Origin of the sequence: Cohnella baijiui, assembly GCF_020731285.1 — a bacterium.
Lineage (GTDB): Bacteria > Bacillota > Bacilli > Paenibacillales > Paenibacillaceae > Cohnella.
The window spans coordinates 112131-130123 of the sequence record NZ_JAJFOW010000007.1; the positions used below are offsets into that span (position 1 = coordinate 112131).

The window sequence follows — 17993 nt, forward strand, 5'->3', positions numbered from 1 at the left end:
ATCTTCTTTCGGTTCGCTTAAAGCCCGCACGATACAATGGCCCCATAGAGCTGAACGCAAAGGGGAACGGGAACATGGCTAAAGGAGTCGTGCTGGCGCTGCTGGCGGCATTTATCATCGGATGGAACACGGTCGGAGCGGGAAGGAGCTTGAAGCTCGAAGAGGGGATCGCGAACGAAACCTCGAAGAAGCTGGAGGCCAAGTCGGCCGTCATGCTCGACGTCGAGACGGGGGATTGGGTGTACGCGCAAAACGCGGACAAGCCGCTGCCGCCTGCCAGCATGTCGAAGCTGATGACCGAAACGATCGTGCTGGATAATATCGCCGCCGGCAAGCTGTCTTGGTCGGACGAGGTCGAGGTGAGCCGCTACGCTGCGAAAGTCGGAGGTTCGAACATGGGGCTGTCCGAAGGCCAGCGATTGTCGGTGGAAACGCTGTTCCGCGGAATGGCGGTCCATTCGGCGAACGACGCCTCGGTTGCGCTCGCCGAACATATCGCCGGCAGCGAGCGAGCTTTCGTGAAGCGGATGAACGCGAAGGCAAAGGAGATCGGGCTGTCCCGGCAGTCGCGTTTCGCGAACGCCACGGGGCTGTCGAGCGCGGACCTCGACGCCTTTGCAGAAGCCGCGAGCAAGGGCGAGACCGTCATGACGGCCAAGGACATGGCCAAGCTGGCACGTTATCTCGTCCGCACGTATCCGGACGTTTTGAAGTACACGCAGCAGCGGGAAACGCGGGGCTACGGGGCGCGGCAGGCGCTGAAGACGACGAACGAGATGCTGCCGGGACAGCGCTTCGGCACCGCCGGCAACGACGGGCTGAAGACGGGCTACACCGCCGCGGCGGGCTACTGCTTCACCGGATCTTTTCAAGTGGACGGACGGCGCTACGTCACGGTCGTCATGGGCACATCGTCCGCGGACGCGCGCTTCGACCAGACCCGCGCGCTGTTGGAGCTGGGACTGAGCGAAGGGAGGCGGGTTGCATGAACGCCATGACGTTCGAGGAGAAAATCGCCGTGCTGAAGACGTGGGAGGAAGAAGTGTACCGGATCGGTTACTTTTTGCTGGAAAACGAGTTCGACGCCGGCTTGGCGGCGGAGCGTGCGCTCTTCTCGCTATTCGGCGAGGAAGCGTTCTGGCGGGCCGGCCCCGAGGTGCGCGCGGACCGGGTCCGGCGGACGGCAATGTCAGAAGCGCTTCGTCGGAAGGGCGAAACGTATGCCGAGACGGTTCGCGCGCAACCGACCGCTTAGCGGATCGAGGAATCGCCGATAGTGCGGTCCATAATGAGCAGGTTAATAGATTAAATATTGCTTTGTGTTTTCAATTGAAGAGGAGTAGATACGAGTGCGTAAAAAGAAGGCGAAAGATCTAATGGTTGTGAGCGACGCTATTTGGGTAAAAAATGAGGTTGCAAAAATGTAACGGTTGCCTGCGAGCCTAATTCCCTTTTTTTCGTAGGCAGGGGGGCTGTTTCGTCCAAATAAGCGCGCATGCAACATGGTCAAACCTGTCATCCATCATGCGAGTGATTGTTAATATTCCTTAGATATTAAAAGAAAAATGACACTCCAAACTGTTGTCAGTTTGTGTGTCATTTTTTTCGTTTCATTTCGTTGTTTTGTACTCGAAAACGGAACCCGTTACGAGTGGATGAGGGTCGCCTTTTCCGCTATCGTTCGGGCGCGGGTTACAGTCGAATCGACAAAAGATTGGCTCCCGCTGCCGGCACGATGACGACGCCGTCTTCGCCGTCTTCGGCGGAGCCGCCTTCCACCGCCGCAACGTCGGGGACACCGCGGAGCGCCAGCCGCCAAGCGCCGGAAACGCCGCTCGTCTCGATCCGGAGGATGCCGTTTTCCAGGCGGCCGGAGACGGCGAAGCGCGCGTCGCCTCGTTCGTCCGGCACGGCCGCGGCGAACGAGGCGCCTTCCTTCGGCGCAAACAGATGGAACGTGACGTCGTCGGCATAGTCGTAATCCGGACGGGCATCCTCGCGGCCGACCGGGATCAGCGCGCCTTCGCGGACGAACAGCGGAAGGCTCATGTAGTCGTAGCGTTCATGGCGCCACGTGCCGCCTTCGACCCGCTCCCCGGTGAGGAAGTGCGTCCACGTGCCTTTCGGCAAATAGTAGGCGGATTCGCCCGTTTCGTTGAAGATCGGCGCGACGAGCAGGGAATCGCCCAGCATGTATTGTCGATCCAGATAGTCGCACGCGGCGTCTTCGCCGAATTCGAGCACCATCGCCCGCATCATCGGCAGCCCCTGCCGTGAAGCGACGGCCGCTTGGCCGAACAGATACGGCATGAGGCGAGCCTTCAGCTTCGTAAAGTGCCGGAGCACGTCCACCGCCTCCTCGTCGAACAGCCACGGTACCCGGTACGAGGTGCTGCCGTGCAGGCGGCTGTGGCTGGACAGCAGGCCGAATGCGACCCAACGCTTGTACAGATCCGGCGTCGCGCTCTGCTCGAACCCTCCGATGTCGTGACTCCAGAATCCGAAGCCCGACAAGCCGAGCGACAGTCCGCCGCGCAGGCTTTCCGCCATCGATTCGTACGTCGCTTCGCAGTCGCCGCCCCAATGGACCGGGAACTGCTGGCCGCCGGCCGTCGCGGAGCGGGCGAACAGCGCGGCTTGGCCGCGGCCGAGCTTCTCCTCTAGCACTTCAAAGACGACCTTGTTGTACAGCTGAGTATAGTAGTTGTGCATCTGCTGCGGGTCGGAGCCGTCATGATAGACGACGTCCGTGGGGATCCGCTCGCCGAAGTCGGTCTTGAACGAATCGACGCCCATGTCGACAAGGGCGCGAAGCTTGTCCCCGAACCAGCGGCAGGCGTCGGGATTGGTAAAGTCGACGACGCCCATGCCGTACTGCCACAGATCCCACTGCCAGACGCTGCCGTCCGGGCGCTTCAGCAGATAGCCGTTCTCCATCCCTTCGTCGAACAGCGGGGAACGCTGCGCGATGTAGGGATTGATCCAGACGCAGATTTTGAGACCCTTCGCCTTGAGGCGCGCGAGCATGCCCTGCGGGTCCGGGAAGACGCGCTCATCCCACGCAAAATCGCACCACTGGTACTCTTTCATCCAAAAGCAATCGAAATGGAAGACGGACAGCGGCAAATCGCGTGCAGCCATCCCGTCGATGAAACTGTTCACGGTCTCCTCGTCGTAATTCGTCGTGAAAGACGTCGTGAGCCACAGGCCGAACGTCCACGAAGGCGGCAGGGCGGGCTTGCCGGTCAGCGACGTATAGTTGGCTAGCACATCCTTAAGCGACGCGCCGCCGACGATCATATATTCGAGCCGCTCGCCCTCGACGCTGAATTGGGCCTTCGAAACTTTCTCCGAGGCGACCTCGAACGAGACGAGCTCCGGGTGGTTGACGAAAACGCCGTAGCCCCGGTTCGTCACGTAGAAAGGCACGTTTTTGTAAGCCTGCTCGGAAGCGGTGCCCCCGTCCTGGTTCCAGATGTCGACGGTTTGGCCGTTTTTGACAAACGCGGAGAAGCGCTCCCCGAGGCCGTAAACCGTCTCGCCGACCGCCAGGTCCAGCTGCTCGCGGAAGTGATGCCGCCCGTCCTCCGCTCGGACGAAGGCGGTCTGGCGGAAGCCGCTGCCGGTCAGCTTGCGGCCGTCGTACGCATAAGTGATCTTGAGCGGGTGGGCCTTGGCGATCGTGACGCTCGTCCTGCCGCTCGTCAGCGTGACCGACGCTTCATCCTCGCGGATGGAGACGTCGGAAGCGCCATCGGCCAGCAGCGGAAACGTATCCGGGGAAAGGCGCTTGCGCCCCTTGTGGTGATACAGCCGGACGCGGATGACGTCGGCCGTCGGCGAATCGAATTCCATCGTCGTGAGCGCCTCGTTGAGCGTGTTGCCCCGATGCTCCAGATGACGGTGCGGCGCGTAGACACGCAGCTTGCCGCCCGTCGTTTCGACGCTATGCACTTCGTACGGACTGAGCACCTCATAGCCTTTTCGCGTCATCCAGTAGCCGTCGCTGAATTTCATCCTTGATCCATCCCTTCGGAAATGATGATAGCGTTATCTTCTTTTCTTAGCATACCGATTGCGAACGCGCCGTTCTTGCATTATCATGCTCATTAATAACACGATTCTGCCATGGGTGATGGAATGGATACCAAACCTTTGAGAGAAAACCGCCAGCACGGCCAACCGGGCTTTCCCGTAGGTTTTTACCGGATGGAGCGCGCGTCCGGAGAGACGATATTGGACAACCATTGGCACGAGGAAATCGAATTTCTAACCGTGACGCGCGGCGAGGCGACGTTCCAGATCGGCCTGGACGACTACGAGGTGCGCGCCGGCGAAGCGATCTTCATCCCCGGCGGGGAGCTGCATGGCGGCTACCCGTTGAACGGGTCGCCCTGCACGTACGAGGCGGTCGTCTGCGATTTGGGCTGGCTGATCGGGAGCGGAGACCGGATCGGGAAGGCGTATTTGCAGCCGCTGCAGCGGGGGCTTATGGCGCTGCCGGCGTTTTGGACGGAGGAGGAGCCCTGGGGGAAGGCGGCCTTGGGGCGGCTTCGGGAGGTGCTCGCGCTCGAGGCGTCCGACGACCCGGCGCGCGAGCTGCGCGTCAAGATCGGGCTGCTCGCCCTGTTCGCCGACCTCATCTCGCACGGCCGGCTGCGGAGCCGGCATCCTGGCGAGCCAGCCGAGCGGCGCGCCGCGGAGCGGCTGAAGCATGTGCTGCTTTATATGGAGGAGCACTTTGCGCGCAAGTTGACGGTCCGGGAGCTGGCGGACGTCGCGGGGATGAGCGAGGGGCATTTCAGCCGGGTGTTCCGCTCGTACATGCGGCAGACGCCCGTCGCTTATTTGAACCGCTACCGCCTCCGGCATGCGGCTGGACGGCTGCTGGACTCGGACCTGCCGGTATCGGAAGTGGCGCTGGAGTCGGGTTTCGACAACTTCAGCTACTTTATCAAGCAGTTCCGCGCCGTCTACGGATGCACGCCGCGCGCCTACCGGAGCCGGCCGTGAAGAAGGGAAGTTTGGAGGGGGGCGTGGAGCGAGATTGCGAGAAGGGAGTAGCGGAAGGAAGGGTTCGCGGAGCGAGAGAGCGAGGAGGGGGGGGAGCGGTGGGAAGGGCTTGCGGTGCGAGAGAGCGAGGGCTCGCGCTGCCGGTTGGAGCAAAACGCTCCAGCTTCGGCCGGTAGCGCCGATGAAGCTTCCCGCGTTTCGTTGCCGCACCCATTTCCCACCACGCAAAAAAGACCTCCTTCTCCGCGTCTCGCGCGCGGAAAGCGAGGTCTTTCGTTCATCCGGGTGGTCCCCGTGACAGGCGCGCCCCCGAGGGGCCGCCTCATTCGCATGTCGATTACTCCGTCGGCTTGCCGCTTTCCTGGGCGCGCGGAGGCCGGGGTGGGCGCTTGGCGCGGAAGCGGGGGGAGACGTAATTGTGCTTGCGGTCGCGGAAAAAGATCCAGCCGCCGATAAATCCTACGCCGATCAGGAACAATACGAATCCGAGCACGAAATGCAGCCAGGCGAACTCCGGATTCGGGAGCTTCACGTTGCCGAGCTGCGCGAAATAGTCCCAGAGGGCGTCCTTCATCAGCAAAAAGCCGTAGGCGGCCATAACGCCGGGAATGACTAGCAGCAATACCGCGATCAGGCGCGAAACGACGAGCTTCAACGGACAGGTTCACCTTCCTCTCCTCTTCCTCTTATCATACCGATTTCGCCAAAAGATGTCCACGCCTCCGCCGGACGGCCGTCCGCTTTGTCCCGTTCCGCAAAAAAAGGTACAATAGTACCGTGAATCATACATAGGTACGATCGGAACAAGAAAGGCGGAGGAGCATACGATGCCAATCGAAGTCGATGTCGCCGTACTCGGCGGGGGACCCGGCGGCTATACGGCCGCGGTGCGCGCGGCGCAAGCCGGACGGAGCGTCGCCATCATCGAACAGGATAAACTAGGCGGGACATGCCTGCACCGCGGGTGCATCCCGAGCAAGTCGCTGCTTCGCAGCGCGGAGGTATACGCGGAAATCGGACAAGCCGCCTCTTACGGCATCCGGCTGCCGGACGGCGCGCCCGAAGTCGACTGGAGCCAGGTGACGCGCCGCAAGGACGACATCGTCGAGCAGCTCCATAAGGGCGTTCAGGCGCTGATGAAGATGAACAAAATCCAAGTGGTGCACGGCAACGGCCGCATCATCGGGCCGTCGATCTTCTCCCCGCGCAGCGGCGCGGTCGCGGTGCAGCTCGCGAACGACGAGTCGGATACCGTCGTGCCACGGCACCTCATCATCGCGACGGGCTCCCGCCCGCGCAAGCTGGAGGGACTTCCGTACGACGGCAAACGCGTCGTCACGAGCGACGAAGCGCTCGCCTGGACGACGCGCCCGGCTTCGATCGTCATCGTCGGCGGCGGCGTCATCGGCGTCGAGTGGGCGTCGATGCTCGCGGACTTCGGCACGGCCGTGACGCTCGTCGAGGCCGCGGACCGGCTCGTGCCGGGCGAGGACCGCGACGTCTCGGCGGAGTTGGCCAAGCAGCTGCAAAAGCGCGGCGTCAAGCTGTGGCTCGGCGCCAAGCTGGATGCGGCAAGCTGCGAGGCGGGTGACGTCGGCGTCGGCGTCACCGTGGAGGCGGGCGGCCGGACGGAGCGGCTCGCCGCCGAGCGGATGCTCGTGTCGGTGGGAAGGCAGGGCAACGTCGAGACGCTCGGCCTGGAAAATACCGACGTGAAAACAAGCGGAGGCTTCGTCTCCGTCAACCCGGCGACGCTGCAGACGAGCGAGCCGCACATCTACGCGATCGGCGACGTCATCGGCGGCGTCCAGCTCGCGCACGCCGCCATGCACGAGGCACACGTCGCGGTCGACCATCTGCTCGGCCGTCCGCAGCCGCGCGCCGCCGATCGGGACATTCCGCGCGCGATCTACTCCCGCCCCGAAGCGGCGTCGATCGGCTGGACAGAGGAGGCGGCCAAGGCGAACGGCTACGCCGTGCGCACGGCCAAGGTGCCGCTGCGCGTGCTCGGCAAGGCGCTTGTCCGCGGCGAAGCGGACGGCTTCGCCAAAGCGGTGGCCGACGCCGCGACCGGCGATTTGCTTGGCGTGCATCTCATCGGAGCGCACGCCACCGAGCTCATCGCCGAAGCGTCGCTGGCGAAGCTATTGGACGCGGTGCCGTGGGAGATCGGCCGCGCCATTCATCCGCATCCGACGCTGTCGGAAGCGATGCAGGAAGTGATGCAGGCGGTCGAAGGCGCCGCGGCGCACGGTTCGCAAGGATAGGCGCCTGCCTCCGGCGGCGCGCCGGAGGCCGGTTCGCCAAGGCGACGCGACGCAGAATCGGACAGGAACGACGGGCATGGGGACGCGGTCGAAGCGGCATCCATTATCCGTCGTTTCCTTTTGGGCTAGAAGGATGTATAATGGGTTCTAGGTGTTAGTATTAAGACCAGGTTTTAAAACTAAGTCAAAGCCAGGAGGGACGCGCCATGACCCGGAAAGGCTCCGTCCAGCAGCAGACGAGACACGCGCTGCTTGGATTAAGCGACGAAGACGTCGTTCAAATGTACGAAACGATGATGCTGGCCCGGCGATACGACGAGAGAGGGCAATTGCTGCAGCGCGCGGGGAAGGTGAACTTCCACATCTCCGGCATTACGCAGGAGCCGTCCCAGGTCGCGATGGCGTTCGCCATGGACCGCGAAAAGGACTACTTCCTGCCTTATTACCGGGACTACGGCTTCGTGTTGGCGGTCGGCATGACCGTCAAGGAGCTGATGCTGTCCCTGTTCGCCAAAGGCGAGGACCCGAACAGCGCCGGCCGCCAGATGCCGGGCCACTTCGGACACAAGCGGCTGCGCATCGTGACGGGCTCCAGCCCGGTCACGACGCAGGTGCCGCACGCGGTCGGCATCGCGCTCGCCGCGAAGATGAGAGGGGATCGCAGCGTCTCGCTCGTGTCGTTCGGCGAAGGTTCGAGCAACCAGGGCGATTTCCACGAGGGCTGCAATTTCGCCGGCGTGCACAAGCTTCCGGTCATCTTCGTCTGCCAAAACAACGGATACGCGATTTCGGTCCCGATGTCGAAGCAGACCGCCGGCCGCATCAGCGACCGCGCCATCGGCTACGGCTTCCCGGGCGTCCGCGTGGACGGCAACGATCCGCTCGAAGTGTACCGCGTGTTCAAAGAAGCGCATACGCGCGCGCTGAACGGAGAAGGACCGACGCTCGTTGAGGTGATGACGTACCGCGTGACGCCGCACTCCACCTCCGACAACGATTTGGCTTACCGAACGAAAGAAGAGGTCGAGGAGCACAAGGCGAAGGATGCCGTGCCGGCGTTCCGCGCCTATCTGACGGAACACGGCCTGTGGTCGGACGAGCGGGAGCAGGAGCTGCAATCCCGTCTGCGGGAGATCATCGACGAAGCGACGACGTACGCCGAGCGGGCGCCGTTCCAGCCGGTCGAGGACGCATTCCGGTACGTCTATGCCGAAAGTTCGGCTCAAAGGGAGGGACGCTGACGATGCCGGTCATGGAGTATATTGAAGCGATCCGCACCGCGATGAAGGAAGAGATGGAGCGGGACGACAGCGTATTCGTGCTGGGCGAGGACGTGGGCCTCAAAGGCGGCGTCTTTGGCACGACCAAAGGGCTGCAGCAGCAATTCGGCGAGTATCGCGCGCTCGACACGCCCCTCGCGGAATCCGCGATCGCGGGCGTCGCCATCGGCGCCGCGATGGTCGGGTTGAAGCCGATCGCGGAAATGCAATATTCGGATTTTATGTTCCCGGCGACCAACCAGATCATCAGCGAAGCCGCGAAAATCCGGTACCGTTCGAACAACGATTGGAGCTGCCCGGTCGTCATCCGCGCGCCGATCGGAGGCGGGGTGTTCGGCGGGCTGTATCACTCGCAATGTCCCGAATCGGTCTTTTTCGGAACGCCGGGGCTCAAGATCGTCGCGCCGGCCACGGCCTACGACGCCAAGGGACTGTTGATCTCGGCGATTCGCGACCCGGATCCGGTGATCTATTTCGAGAACAAAAAGTGCTACCGATTCGTCAGCGACGAAGTGCCCGAAGGCGATTACGCCGTGCCGATCGGCAAGGCCAACGTTATGCGCGAGGGCCGCGACATCACCGTCATCGGCTATAGCCTGCCGCTGCACTTCGCGATGCAGGCCGCCGAAGAGCTCTCCCAAGAGGAAGGGATCGAAGCGCACATCCTCGACCTGCGGACGATCCAGCCGCTCGACCGGGAAGCGATCCTCGAAGCGACGGCCAAGACGGGCAAGGTGCTGATCGTCCACGAGGACAACAAAACGGGCGGCGTCGGCGCCGAGGTGTCCGCGATCATCGCGGAGGAGCTGCTGTACGAGCTGGACGCACCGATCCGCCGTTTGTGCGGGCCGGACGTCCCGGCGATGCCGATCAATCCTCCGGGCGAAAAGCACTATATGCTGAACAAAGACAAATTAAAAGCCGCGATGCTGGAGCTGGCGCGCTACTGATCGGCGCCTGAAAGGAGCGGGAACGATGCCCAAGCAGTTGACTGAAATCATCATGCCGCAATTGGCGGAATCGCTCGTCACGGCGACGGTCGAACGATGGCTGAAGCAGCCTGGCGACAAGGTGGAGATGTATGAGCCCCTCTGCGAGCTCATCACCGAAAAAGTGAACGCGGAGCTCCCCTCCACCGCGCGCGGGGTGCTCGTGAAGATCCTGGTCGGCGAGGGGGAGACGATCGACGTCGGCGCCCCGATCTGCGTGATCGAGACGGAAGCCGCCGAAATGTACGCGGAAATCCCGGGCGGCGCGGCCGCCGCGGGACTGCCCGCGACCGAAGCGCAAGAAGCGCCGGAGCCCGTCCGGGCACCCGCAGCGGCGCCGACGCCCGCGGCGGACGATAACGCGCCGATGCGTCATCGGTTCTCCCCGGCGGTGCAGTCGCTGGCGGCCGAGCACCGGGTCGATCTGAGCCGCGTAAAGGGCACCGGCGCCGGCGGACGCATCACCCGCGCCGACGTGCTGGCGGCCGTCCAATCGGGCGCCGCCGGCTCGGCGGACCGCCCGTCCGCAGCCCCGGCAGCGCAAGCCGCGCCGACTGCGCCCGTCGCGCAGACGCAGGTGCAGGCCCAGGCCGCTCAGGTCGCGCCGATGGATCCGCGGTTGCCCGTCCGGTCGTCCGGCCTGCACCTGTCCGAATCGCCGCGCATCCCGTCCGTCGAGGTCGAAGGCCAGGAGCTGCCGGGACGCGGCGAATACATGATCGACGTCACGCCGATCCGCAACACGATCGCCAGCAAAATGCGGCAAAGCGTCACGGAAATTCCGCACGGCTGGATGATGATCGAGGTCGACGTGACGAACCTCGTCGTGCTGCGCAACAAGCTCAAGGAAGAGTTCATGAAGCGGGAAGGCATCAACCTGACGTATATGCCGTTCCTGTGCAAGGCGGCGGTCAGCGCGATCAAGGACTACCCGATCATGAACTCCGTCTGGGCGACGGACAAAATCATCGTGAAGCGCGAGATCAACCTGTCGCTCGCCGTCGGCACCGAAGATTCGGTCATTACGCCGGTCATCCGCAACGCCGACCAAAAGAGTATCGCCGGGCTCGCGCACGAGATCGACGATTTGGCCCGCCGCACGCGCGAAGGCAAGCTGAAGCTGAACGACCTGCAGGGCGGCACCTTCACCGTCAACAATACCGGCTCGTTCGGCTCCGTGCTGACCCAGCCGATCATCAACTATCCGCAAGCGGCGATCATGACGTTCGAATCGATCGTCAAGCGGCCGGTCGTCATCAACGACATGATCGGCGTGCGCTCGATGGTGAACCTGTGCCTGTCGCTCGACCACCGGATTCTCGACGGCGTCATCTGCGGAAGATTCCTGCAGCGGGTCAAAGAAAATCTCGAGAGCTACGGCTCGGACACGAAGCTGTACTAAGGCGAAGGCCGCCGGGTGACCGCCCGGCGGCCTTGTCCGTTCGCGCGGCGCGCGACCGCGTTGCGAGGGCGGATTCGATTGCGCTACAATAAAGGGTGGAATGGAGGCGAAGCGATGAAGACGCTACATACCGCCTATTTGTCGCGGATCGACTACGGGGAAGCTTGGGAGCTGCAAAAGTCGCTCATCCGGGAGATCGACGCCGAGGCGCGCGGAGACACGCTGCTCCTGCTGGAGCATCCGCCGACGTACACGCTGGGCACCGACCGCCATCCCGAGCATCTGCTGCTTGGACCCGAGGAGCTCGAACGGCGCGGCATCTCGGTATACGAGATCGACCGGGGCGGCGATATTACATACCACGGTCCCGGACAGCTGGTGGGGTATCCGCTGCTCTATCTGGAGGCGGCGGGATTGGACCTACATAAGTATCTGCGCGACCTGGAGGAAGCGATCATCGGCCTGCTGGCGGAATTCGGCCTGCAGGGCGGCCGCAAGCCGGAATATACGGGCGTGTGGATCGGGGATCGCAAGGTTGCCGCCATCGGCGTCAAATTCAACCGGGCGCGAACGCGGCGCGGCTTCGTGACGAGCCACGGCTTCGCGCTCAACGTGAAGCGCCGGGTCGCGCAGGACGGCTTTCAAGGCATCGTGCCGTGCGGCATCCAGGAGTACGGCGTGACCTCGATCGAAGCCGAAACCGGACTCGAACTGGACGTAGAGGCGATCGGGGAGCGGCTGCTGCCGCACTTCGAGCGGGTATTCGGCTATTCGGCCGTCAGTCCAACAGAGATCCGATCGACATCAGCAAGGTAGAGGCCAGCAGGGCGATCAGCATGACGTAGACGACGATTTTAAACCAGCGAGGTTGGTTCATCTGGATCATCCTTTGCTATCAAAGTAAGGGCAGTATCCTTCTTATTGTAACGCATTTCACATCCATATTCGAGGAGGCTTACCCATGATTCAAAAAGACCGGCTCATCGCCGAATTCATGGAACTGGTGCGCATCGACAGCGAGACGCGTCAAGAGCAGGAAATCAGCAAGGTGCTGAAGGCGAAATTCGGCGCGTTCGGACTGGAACTGTTCGAGGACGACGCGGCGGAGAAAACGGGCCACGGCGCGGGCAACCTGTTCGCTTGGCTGCCGGCCTCGCCGGGTCAAGAGGACGTTCCCGCCGTGCTGTTCACCTCCCACATGGACACGGTCGCTCCCGGCAAGGGCATCAAGCCCCGTTTGGACGACGACGGCTTCATTCGCAGCGACGGCACGACAATCCTCGGCAGCGACGACAAGGTCGGCCTCGCCGCGATGTTCGAAGCGCTGCGCGTTTTGAAAGAACATCAGCTGCCGCACGGACCGATCCAATTCGTCATCACCGTAGGCGAGGAATCCGGCTTGCTCGGCTCCCGCGCGATGGACGGGTCTCGTTTGCGGGCGAAGTTCGGCTACGCACTCGACTCGAACGGCAGCGTTGGCGAAATCGCCGTCTCCGCGCCGACGAACTCCCGGCAATTCATTACGATCCGCGGCAAGGCGGCGCACGCCGGCGTCAATCCGGAGAAGGGCATCAGCGCGATCCAGGTCGCCTCGAAGGCCGTTTCCCGCATGAAGCTGGGCCGCATCGACGAAGAGACGACCGCGAACATCGGTCGCTTCGAAGGCGGCGGCGAAGTGAACATCGTCGTCGATCAGATCAAGATCTTCGCGGAAGCGCGCAGCCGCGTGCAGGAGAAGATGGAGGCGCAGGTCGAATCGATGCGTCAGGCCGTCATCAGCGCCTGCGAGGAGTACGGCGCCGAATACGAATTCGAAAACGTGACGATCTATCCGGCGTACCACTACACCGAGGATGACGAAGTCGTTCAGGTCGCGAGCGAGGCCATCCGCGCGATCGGCCTGACGCCGAGCACGTTCGCCACCGGCGGCGGCAGCGACGCCAACATGTTCAACGGCAACGGCGTGCCGACCGTCAACCTGGCCGTCGGCTACGAAGAGATCCATACGACCAGCGAGCGGATTCGCGCCGACGACATCGTGAAGGTGGCGGAGCTCGTCGTCGCGATCGTCGCCGAGACGATCAAGCGCAAATAAGATTCGGCAAACGGAAAGACTGGCCGGCCCGTGCGAACGGGCGGAGCCAGTCTTTCTTTATTTTGCCTATTCGGGCTATCATGCAGCCCCAATCGTCCGTTCGTCTCGGGCGCGCCGGTTTAGGCTTGGGCTTCCGCGGCGGGCTGCTGCACGCCGTCCTTCGGGACGAAGACCGAACGGGCGCGGCCGATGGAGAGGGCGACGAGCACGCCCGCGATGGCGACGCAGAGCGCGAGGACGAAGCCGTGGTTCACGGCCGATCCGATCGCGTCCCGCAAATAGGCGAGCAGGTCGGGCGGCAGCTTGTCGGCGCCGCGGATGACGTTCTCCGGGTTGGCGAGCTTGCCGGCCTGATCTTCGGGCAGCCCGAACTTCGCGCCGGCTTGAGCGACCGAATCCTTCAGCCGGCCGTTCACGAGGACCGCCATGACGGAAGCGCCCAAGATGCCCCCGATGTTGCGCCAAAAGCCGACGACCGAGGACGAGATGCCGATGTACCGCTTGTCGACGCTCATCGCGACGGCGTTCTGCGCCATGCTCATGAGCGGACCGATCACGCCGAGGCCGAGCAGCACCATGATGCAGACGACCTGCCAAAACGGCGTGGCGGGGTTCATCCGCATGAGCAGGACGGAAGCGACGACGCCGAGCAGCATGTTGGTCGTCATGACCGTGCGGAACTTGAACTTCGAGATGAGGAACCCGGCCAGGATGGCGCCGCAGATGAGCGAGCCCATCATCGGGGTGAGGATGCCGTTGGAGTTCGCGCGCTTCAGCACGGCGACGGCATAGATCGGCAAGTACGTAATGGCCGAGAACATGATGACGCCCTGGCAAAAGCAGAGAATGCTCGTGCCCAGCACGACCCGATTGCGGAAGATGGATAGAGGCAGCATCGGCTCCGCGGCTCTCGATTCGACGAACAGAAACGCTGCTGTCGCTGCTGCGGCCAGCACGAACAGCAGGACGATCTGCCAGGAGCCCCAAGCGTAGTCTTTGCCGCCAAGCTCCAGCGCGAGCATCAGGGTGACGGTCGAGACGATGAGCAGAACGGCGCCCAAATAGTCGATCTTCGGCTTCTTTTCCGCACGCGACTCGCGCAGAGAGAAAAGCAGGACGAGGAACGAGGCGATGCCGATCGGCAGGTTCACATAGAAGCACCAACGCCAGGAGAAATGTTCCGAGATGAGCGTGCCGAGCTGCGGGCCGGCGACCGAGGAGAGGCCGAATACCGCGCCCATGACGCCGGACAGCTTCGCCGCCTGCTTCGGATCGTTGAACAGCGTAAAGATAATCGAGAACGAGATCGGGAAGACGGACCCCGAGCCGATCCCTTGGACAACGCGGAACCAGATGAGCTGATCGATGCTGGTGGCCATGCCGCAGAGGGCCGAGCCGACGAGGAACAGTCCGATGCCGATCAGGTAAAACCGCTTGCGTCCGAACAAGTCCGACAGCTTGCCGAAGATGAGCATCGTGCTCGTGGCTGCCAGCATGTAGGCGGTGAACACCCAGCTGATCCGGTCGAATCCGCCTACGTCGACGATCACCTTGTTGATGCAGGCCGAAACGATCGTGTTGTCCAGGGAGGCCATCAGCAGCCCCAGCGCCATGGCCAGGATGATCAGGCCCGTTTTTTGCGTCGATTTCATTTTTTATCCACTCCTAAAAAGCTTAATTATGGTTCGGAGGATCGTTCGATCTCCGCCAAGCCTTCTCTCAGGACGCGCAGCTTCGCCTCGCTCGACGCGATGCCGATCTGGGCGCACAGGAGCTGCGCGCGCGTCATCTGCGGCTCCCAGTCGGGCATTCCGTCTTGCAGCGCCCGGTACTCGGCTTCGGCTGCCGCGATTTCCTCGCGAATCCATTCGATCAGCGTCTCGCGGTCCTGATAATGGGCGAAAAAGAGGCGAATCAGGAAGTCCGAACGGTACGTGTCCTTTTCCATAGGCGATTCGAGATACGCCTTGAACCGCGCGCGGCCCGCTTCCGTAATGGCGTACACGTTTTTGTTCGGACGGTTGTCCTGCTCCACGCTTTCCTTGAGGATGTAGCCGAGGCTCTCCAGCTTGGCGAGGGTCGGATAGATCGTGCCGAAGCCGGCGTCGAAGAAAAAGGACAACGGCCTCTCGAACGTATTCTTGATCTCGTAGCCGGTCAGCGGACGCCGGTGCAGCAGCCCGAGGATCACGTCTTGACTGTTCATGGCCACAACTCCTTGGGGAACGGATTCGAATGATCTGATGTTATTGTATCGACATGATATATATCGTGTCAATATATAAAATGGGCGTTTCCTTCCATCGGTCCGCTCCCGTTACCGGTTATTACATTCACAAATATTGCAAAGTAAAATTTACAAAAAATAAAACCGTTGATATATTTAAGGCATGAACTCGGAAACACAGGGGGACCAGGGATGATCGGATTGAAGGAAATTGCGCAAATGGCGGACGTATCGATCTCGACCGTCTCCAACGTATTGAACGGCCGCAAGAACGTCGGGCAGAAGACGCGAGAGCGGGTGCTGCAGATTTGCGAGGAACAGGGATATATGCACGGGACGCCCGGAAAAAAAGAAAAACCGGCTGCAAACCGGACGATCGTCTTTATTTTTAGTGATTTCGATCGGGATTTTTATCTGAAAATTATTCAAGGTTTAAGCGATTGCTTGACCGAAAACGGCTATGATCTCGTCATTTGCACCAACCGTTCGAGCACGAACTTCCTGCGGGCGAGCTTCGCGAGCGGCGCGATCATCCTGGACGGCAGCATGGCTGACGATGTTGTCGCTTCGGCCGCCTCCGCGGAGCTGCCCATCGTGCTCATGGACCGGATCATCGACAACAAGCGGACGAACACGAGCAGCGTCCTCGTCGACAACTATCCGGTCATGAGCGAAATGGTGCAGGCGCTCGTGGACAAAGGATATCGAAAGTTCGGCTTTGTCGGGGGCCTCGGCTTTACGATGGACACCCGGGAGCGCTTTGCCGCCTTCACGGACACGCTCTCCCGCAACGGCATCGTCTTCGACCAGAAGCATTATTACCATGGCAACTATCGCGAAAACAGCGGCTATCAGGCGGCAAAGCTGATGCTTCTCAGCAACGATCTGCCGGAAATTCTCGTGTGCGCCAACGATAATATGGCCATCGGAGCCATCCGGGCCTACGAAGAAAACGGTCTCCGCGTACCGGAGGACATCGCGGTTACCGGGTTCGACGATTCGGACACGGCGTCCGTCGCCGGGCTGACGACGATCTCGATTCCCCGCTACGAGACCGGGTATTTGGCGGCCAAGCAGCTGCTCGAAATGATCCAGGGCACCGCGGGCAAATCGCCGTTCAAAATCGGCGCGGAGATCAAATGGCGGAAAAGCGTTCGTTAAAAAAATAGAAGCTGAAAACGCTTGATACATCAATGTTTTACTAAATATTTTACTAAAATCATAAGAAAGCGCGGTCAATTTATCATTGACAGCGCTTTTTTAATTGAATAATATGAGCTTGTGAACGGATATACTAAATTTCACTTTGAAACAGATTTTAAGGGGGAACGCGCTTTGAAAAAAGTAAAACAAGCAACGATTTTACTAACGGCTACGGCGATGGTGGGCATGCTGGCCGCCTGCGGCAGCGCTTCGAACAACAACAACCAGGCTTCCGGTTCGCCTTCGGCATCCGCGCCTTCGTCCGCCGCCCCTGAAAAGCTGAAGAAAATTTCGCTGTTCCAGTCCAAAGTCGAAATCGCGGAGCCGTTGGAAGCGCTCGCGAAAACGTACCAGAAAGAAACCGGCAACGAAGTCGAGGTATGGGGTTCGGCCGGCGACGCGTACGCCACCCAGCTTCAAGCCAAGCTCGCAGCCGGCGAAGGCCCGACGGTATTCAGCGTCGCGACCGGCGCCGAAGCCGATAAGTTCAAGTCCTACTATGCCGATTTGAGCGACGAGCCGTTCGCGAAGGATATCGCGAAGGACATGGCGCTCAAGGATGGCGACAAGATTGTCGGCGTGCCGTACGGGGTAGAAGGCTTCGGCCTCGTTTACAACAAAAGCATGGTCGATCCGAAAAACGTCACCGACCTCGCCAGCTTCACGCAGACGCTCGAGAAGATCAAGTCCGAAGGCAAAAACGGTCTGAGCCTGTCGCAGGAAGCTTACTTCCTGATCGGCCATATCATCAACACGCCGTTCGCGCTGCAGGCCGATCCGACGGGCTTCATCGAGAAGCTGAACAAGGGCGAAGTGAAGATGGCGGACACGAAGGAATTCCAAGAGTTCGCCAAGTTCATGGAAGCGATCCGGGCGAACACGACGAACCCGATGGAAGTGAAGTACGACTCGCAAATGGGCGATTTCGCGACCGGCAAAAACGCGATGGTCCACCAAGGCAACTGGAGCTACGGCATGCTGAAGGATTTCGGAGACCTGGGCTTCGACGTCGGCATGATGGGCTTGCCGCTGGCCGGCAACGACAAGATCGCCGTCGGCGTCGCCAGCAACTGGGTCGTCAACAGCAAGGCGGACGCCGACCAAGTGAAAGCGGCCAAGGCGTTCCTCAACTGGATGTTCACGAGCGACAGCGGCAAAAACGCGATCGTAAACGAGTTCAAGTTCATCCCGGCGATGACGAACATCGAAGCCGGCGAGCTGGACCCGCTCTCGCAAACGGTGTACGAAGCGACCAAAAACGGGCAAACGATTCCGTGGGCGCTCAACTACTTCCCGCAAGGCATCATCGTGAACGACCTGGCTCCGGCGACGCAGGCGTTCTTCCTGGACAAAAAGATGACCGGCGAACAGTTCCTGAAAAACCTGGATGCCGCATGGGCTAAAGGCGCCAAGTAATCCGCCGGATTCGGCGTCCGTTTCAACCAAACGAAAGCCTAACCCTTCTTTTCGAGGCGTTAGGTTTTCGTTTTATCTTCCGGAAAGCGGTGAATCGATGT

16 protein-coding genes are annotated in these 17993 nt (G+C 61.4%); 11 read left to right on the forward strand and 5 right to left on the reverse strand.

The annotated features are described in order from the left end of the window. Positions 1–74 precede the first annotated feature (74 nt). Positions 75–989, forward strand: coding sequence for a D-alanyl-D-alanine carboxypeptidase family protein (locus LKX83_RS10055; protein ID WP_227882046.1), 915 nt, complete (start codon positions 75–77; stop codon positions 987–989). Next, positions 986–1255, forward strand: coding sequence for a hypothetical protein (locus tag LKX83_RS10060; protein ID WP_227882047.1), 270 nt, complete (start codon positions 986–988; stop codon positions 1253–1255). Before LKX83_RS10055 ends, LKX83_RS10060 begins: the two co-directional genes overlap by 4 nt. A gap of 437 nt (positions 1256–1692) precedes the next feature. Here the strand turns inward: LKX83_RS10060 and yicI are convergent, their stop codons facing one another. Further along, the gene (gene yicI, locus LKX83_RS10065) at positions 1693–4017 is read right to left on the reverse strand and encodes an alpha-xylosidase (RefSeq protein WP_227882048.1); all 2325 of its coding nucleotides are present in this window, start codon (positions 4015–4017) and stop codon (positions 1693–1695) included. Positions 4018–4155: 138 nt separating this feature from the next. Between yicI and LKX83_RS10070 the strand changes: the two genes are divergently transcribed. After that, entirely contained in the window at positions 4156–5013 is an 858-nt protein-coding gene (locus LKX83_RS10070; protein WP_227882049.1) for an AraC family transcriptional regulator, read from the forward strand. A 337-nt stretch (positions 5014–5350) separates the two neighbouring features. Here LKX83_RS10070 and LKX83_RS10075 read toward each other — a convergent pair whose 3' ends face one another. Beyond that, on the reverse strand, positions 5351–5668 hold the full coding sequence (locus tag LKX83_RS10075) for a DUF2627 domain-containing protein (RefSeq protein WP_227882050.1): 318 nt from the start codon (positions 5666–5668) through the stop codon (positions 5351–5353). A 172-nt stretch (positions 5669–5840) separates the two neighbouring features. Between LKX83_RS10075 and lpdA the strand changes: the two genes are divergently transcribed. The 5 genes from lpdA (at position 5841) to lipB (ending at position 11767) form a co-directional block, all read left to right on the forward strand. Beyond that, on the forward strand, positions 5841–7280 hold the full coding sequence (gene lpdA, locus LKX83_RS10080; protein WP_227882051.1) for a dihydrolipoyl dehydrogenase: 1440 nt from the start codon (positions 5841–5843) through the stop codon (positions 7278–7280). 206 nt (positions 7281–7486) lie between these two features. After that, the gene (locus tag LKX83_RS10085; protein WP_227882052.1) at positions 7487–8521 is read left to right on the forward strand and encodes a thiamine pyrophosphate-dependent dehydrogenase E1 component subunit alpha; all 1035 of its coding nucleotides are present in this window, start codon (positions 7487–7489) and stop codon (positions 8519–8521) included. Positions 8522–8523: 2 nt separating this feature from the next. Further along, positions 8524–9510, forward strand: a complete 987-nt coding sequence (locus LKX83_RS10090; RefSeq protein ID WP_227882053.1) for an alpha-ketoacid dehydrogenase subunit beta — start codon at positions 8524–8526, stop codon at positions 9508–9510. A gap of 25 nt (positions 9511–9535) precedes the next feature. Then, on the forward strand, positions 9536–10951 hold the full coding sequence (locus LKX83_RS10095; RefSeq protein ID WP_227882054.1) for a dihydrolipoamide acetyltransferase family protein: 1416 nt from the start codon (positions 9536–9538) through the stop codon (positions 10949–10951). A 114-nt stretch (positions 10952–11065) separates the two neighbouring features. Continuing rightward, a complete protein-coding gene (gene lipB / locus LKX83_RS10100) occupies positions 11066–11767 on the forward strand; it encodes a lipoyl(octanoyl) transferase LipB (RefSeq protein WP_227882055.1) in 702 nt (233 codons plus the stop codon). Here the strand turns inward: lipB and prli42 are convergent. Next, positions 11730–11828: a stressosome-associated protein Prli42 gene (gene prli42, locus LKX83_RS10105; RefSeq protein WP_227882056.1), complete on the reverse strand. Its 99-nt coding sequence runs from the start codon at positions 11826–11828 to the stop codon at positions 11730–11732. The genes lipB and prli42 overlap by 38 nt on opposite strands. Before the next feature lie 84 nt (positions 11829–11912). On the opposite strand from prli42, the gene LKX83_RS10110 reads away from it, so the two are divergent. Further along, complete coding sequence (locus LKX83_RS10110) at positions 11913–13046, forward strand: M20/M25/M40 family metallo-hydrolase (protein WP_227882057.1); 1134 nt, start codon at positions 11913–11915, stop codon at positions 13044–13046. Positions 13047–13165: 119 nt separating this feature from the next. Here LKX83_RS10110 and LKX83_RS10115 read toward each other — a convergent pair whose 3' ends face one another. Then, positions 13166–14698: an MDR family MFS transporter gene (locus tag LKX83_RS10115; RefSeq protein ID WP_227882058.1), complete on the reverse strand. Its 1533-nt coding sequence runs from the start codon at positions 14696–14698 to the stop codon at positions 13166–13168. 26 nt (positions 14699–14724) lie between these two features. After that, the gene (locus LKX83_RS10120) at positions 14725–15252 is read right to left on the reverse strand and encodes a PadR family transcriptional regulator (protein ID WP_227882059.1); all 528 of its coding nucleotides are present in this window, start codon (positions 15250–15252) and stop codon (positions 14725–14727) included. A gap of 213 nt (positions 15253–15465) precedes the next feature. Between LKX83_RS10120 and LKX83_RS10125 the strand changes: the two genes are divergently transcribed. Next, the gene (locus LKX83_RS10125; RefSeq protein ID WP_227882060.1) at positions 15466–16434 is read left to right on the forward strand and encodes a LacI family DNA-binding transcriptional regulator; all 969 of its coding nucleotides are present in this window, start codon (positions 15466–15468) and stop codon (positions 16432–16434) included. 174 nt (positions 16435–16608) lie between these two features. After that, the gene (locus LKX83_RS10130; RefSeq protein ID WP_227882061.1) at positions 16609–17892 is read left to right on the forward strand and encodes a sugar ABC transporter substrate-binding protein; all 1284 of its coding nucleotides are present in this window, start codon (positions 16609–16611) and stop codon (positions 17890–17892) included. Positions 17893–17993 lie beyond the last annotated feature (101 nt).

Bases quoted from the DNA above. Each gene is read 5' to 3' on its own strand.
- LKX83_RS10055 (WP_227882046.1), top strand. From the start codon at position 75: ATGGCTAAAGGAGTCGTGCTGGCGCTGCTGGCGGCATTTATCATCGGA.
- LKX83_RS10060 (WP_227882047.1), top strand. From the start codon at position 986: ATGAACGCCATGACGTTCGAGGAGAAAATCGCCGTGCTGAAGACGTGG.
- yicI (WP_227882048.1), bottom strand. From the start codon at position 4,017: ATGAAATTCAGCGACGGCTACTGGATGACGCGAAAAGGCTATGAGGTG.
- lpdA (WP_227882051.1), top strand. From the start codon at position 5,841: ATGCCAATCGAAGTCGATGTCGCCGTACTCGGCGGGGGACCCGGCGGC.
- LKX83_RS10085 (WP_227882052.1), top strand. From the start codon at position 7,487: ATGACCCGGAAAGGCTCCGTCCAGCAGCAGACGAGACACGCGCTGCTT.
- LKX83_RS10090 (WP_227882053.1), top strand. From the start codon at position 8,524: ATGCCGGTCATGGAGTATATTGAAGCGATCCGCACCGCGATGAAGGAA.
- LKX83_RS10095 (WP_227882054.1), top strand. From the start codon at position 9,536: ATGCCCAAGCAGTTGACTGAAATCATCATGCCGCAATTGGCGGAATCG.
- lipB (WP_227882055.1), top strand. From the start codon at position 11,066: ATGAAGACGCTACATACCGCCTATTTGTCGCGGATCGACTACGGGGAA.
- prli42 (WP_227882056.1), bottom strand. From the start codon at position 11,828: ATGAACCAACCTCGCTGGTTTAAAATCGTCGTCTACGTCATGCTGATC.
- LKX83_RS10110 (WP_227882057.1), top strand. From the start codon at position 11,913: ATGATTCAAAAAGACCGGCTCATCGCCGAATTCATGGAACTGGTGCGC.
- LKX83_RS10115 (WP_227882058.1), bottom strand. From the start codon at position 14,698: ATGAAATCGACGCAAAAAACGGGCCTGATCATCCTGGCCATGGCGCTG.
- LKX83_RS10120 (WP_227882059.1), bottom strand. From the start codon at position 15,252: ATGAACAGTCAAGACGTGATCCTCGGGCTGCTGCACCGGCGTCCGCTG.
- LKX83_RS10125 (WP_227882060.1), top strand. From the start codon at position 15,466: ATGATCGGATTGAAGGAAATTGCGCAAATGGCGGACGTATCGATCTCG.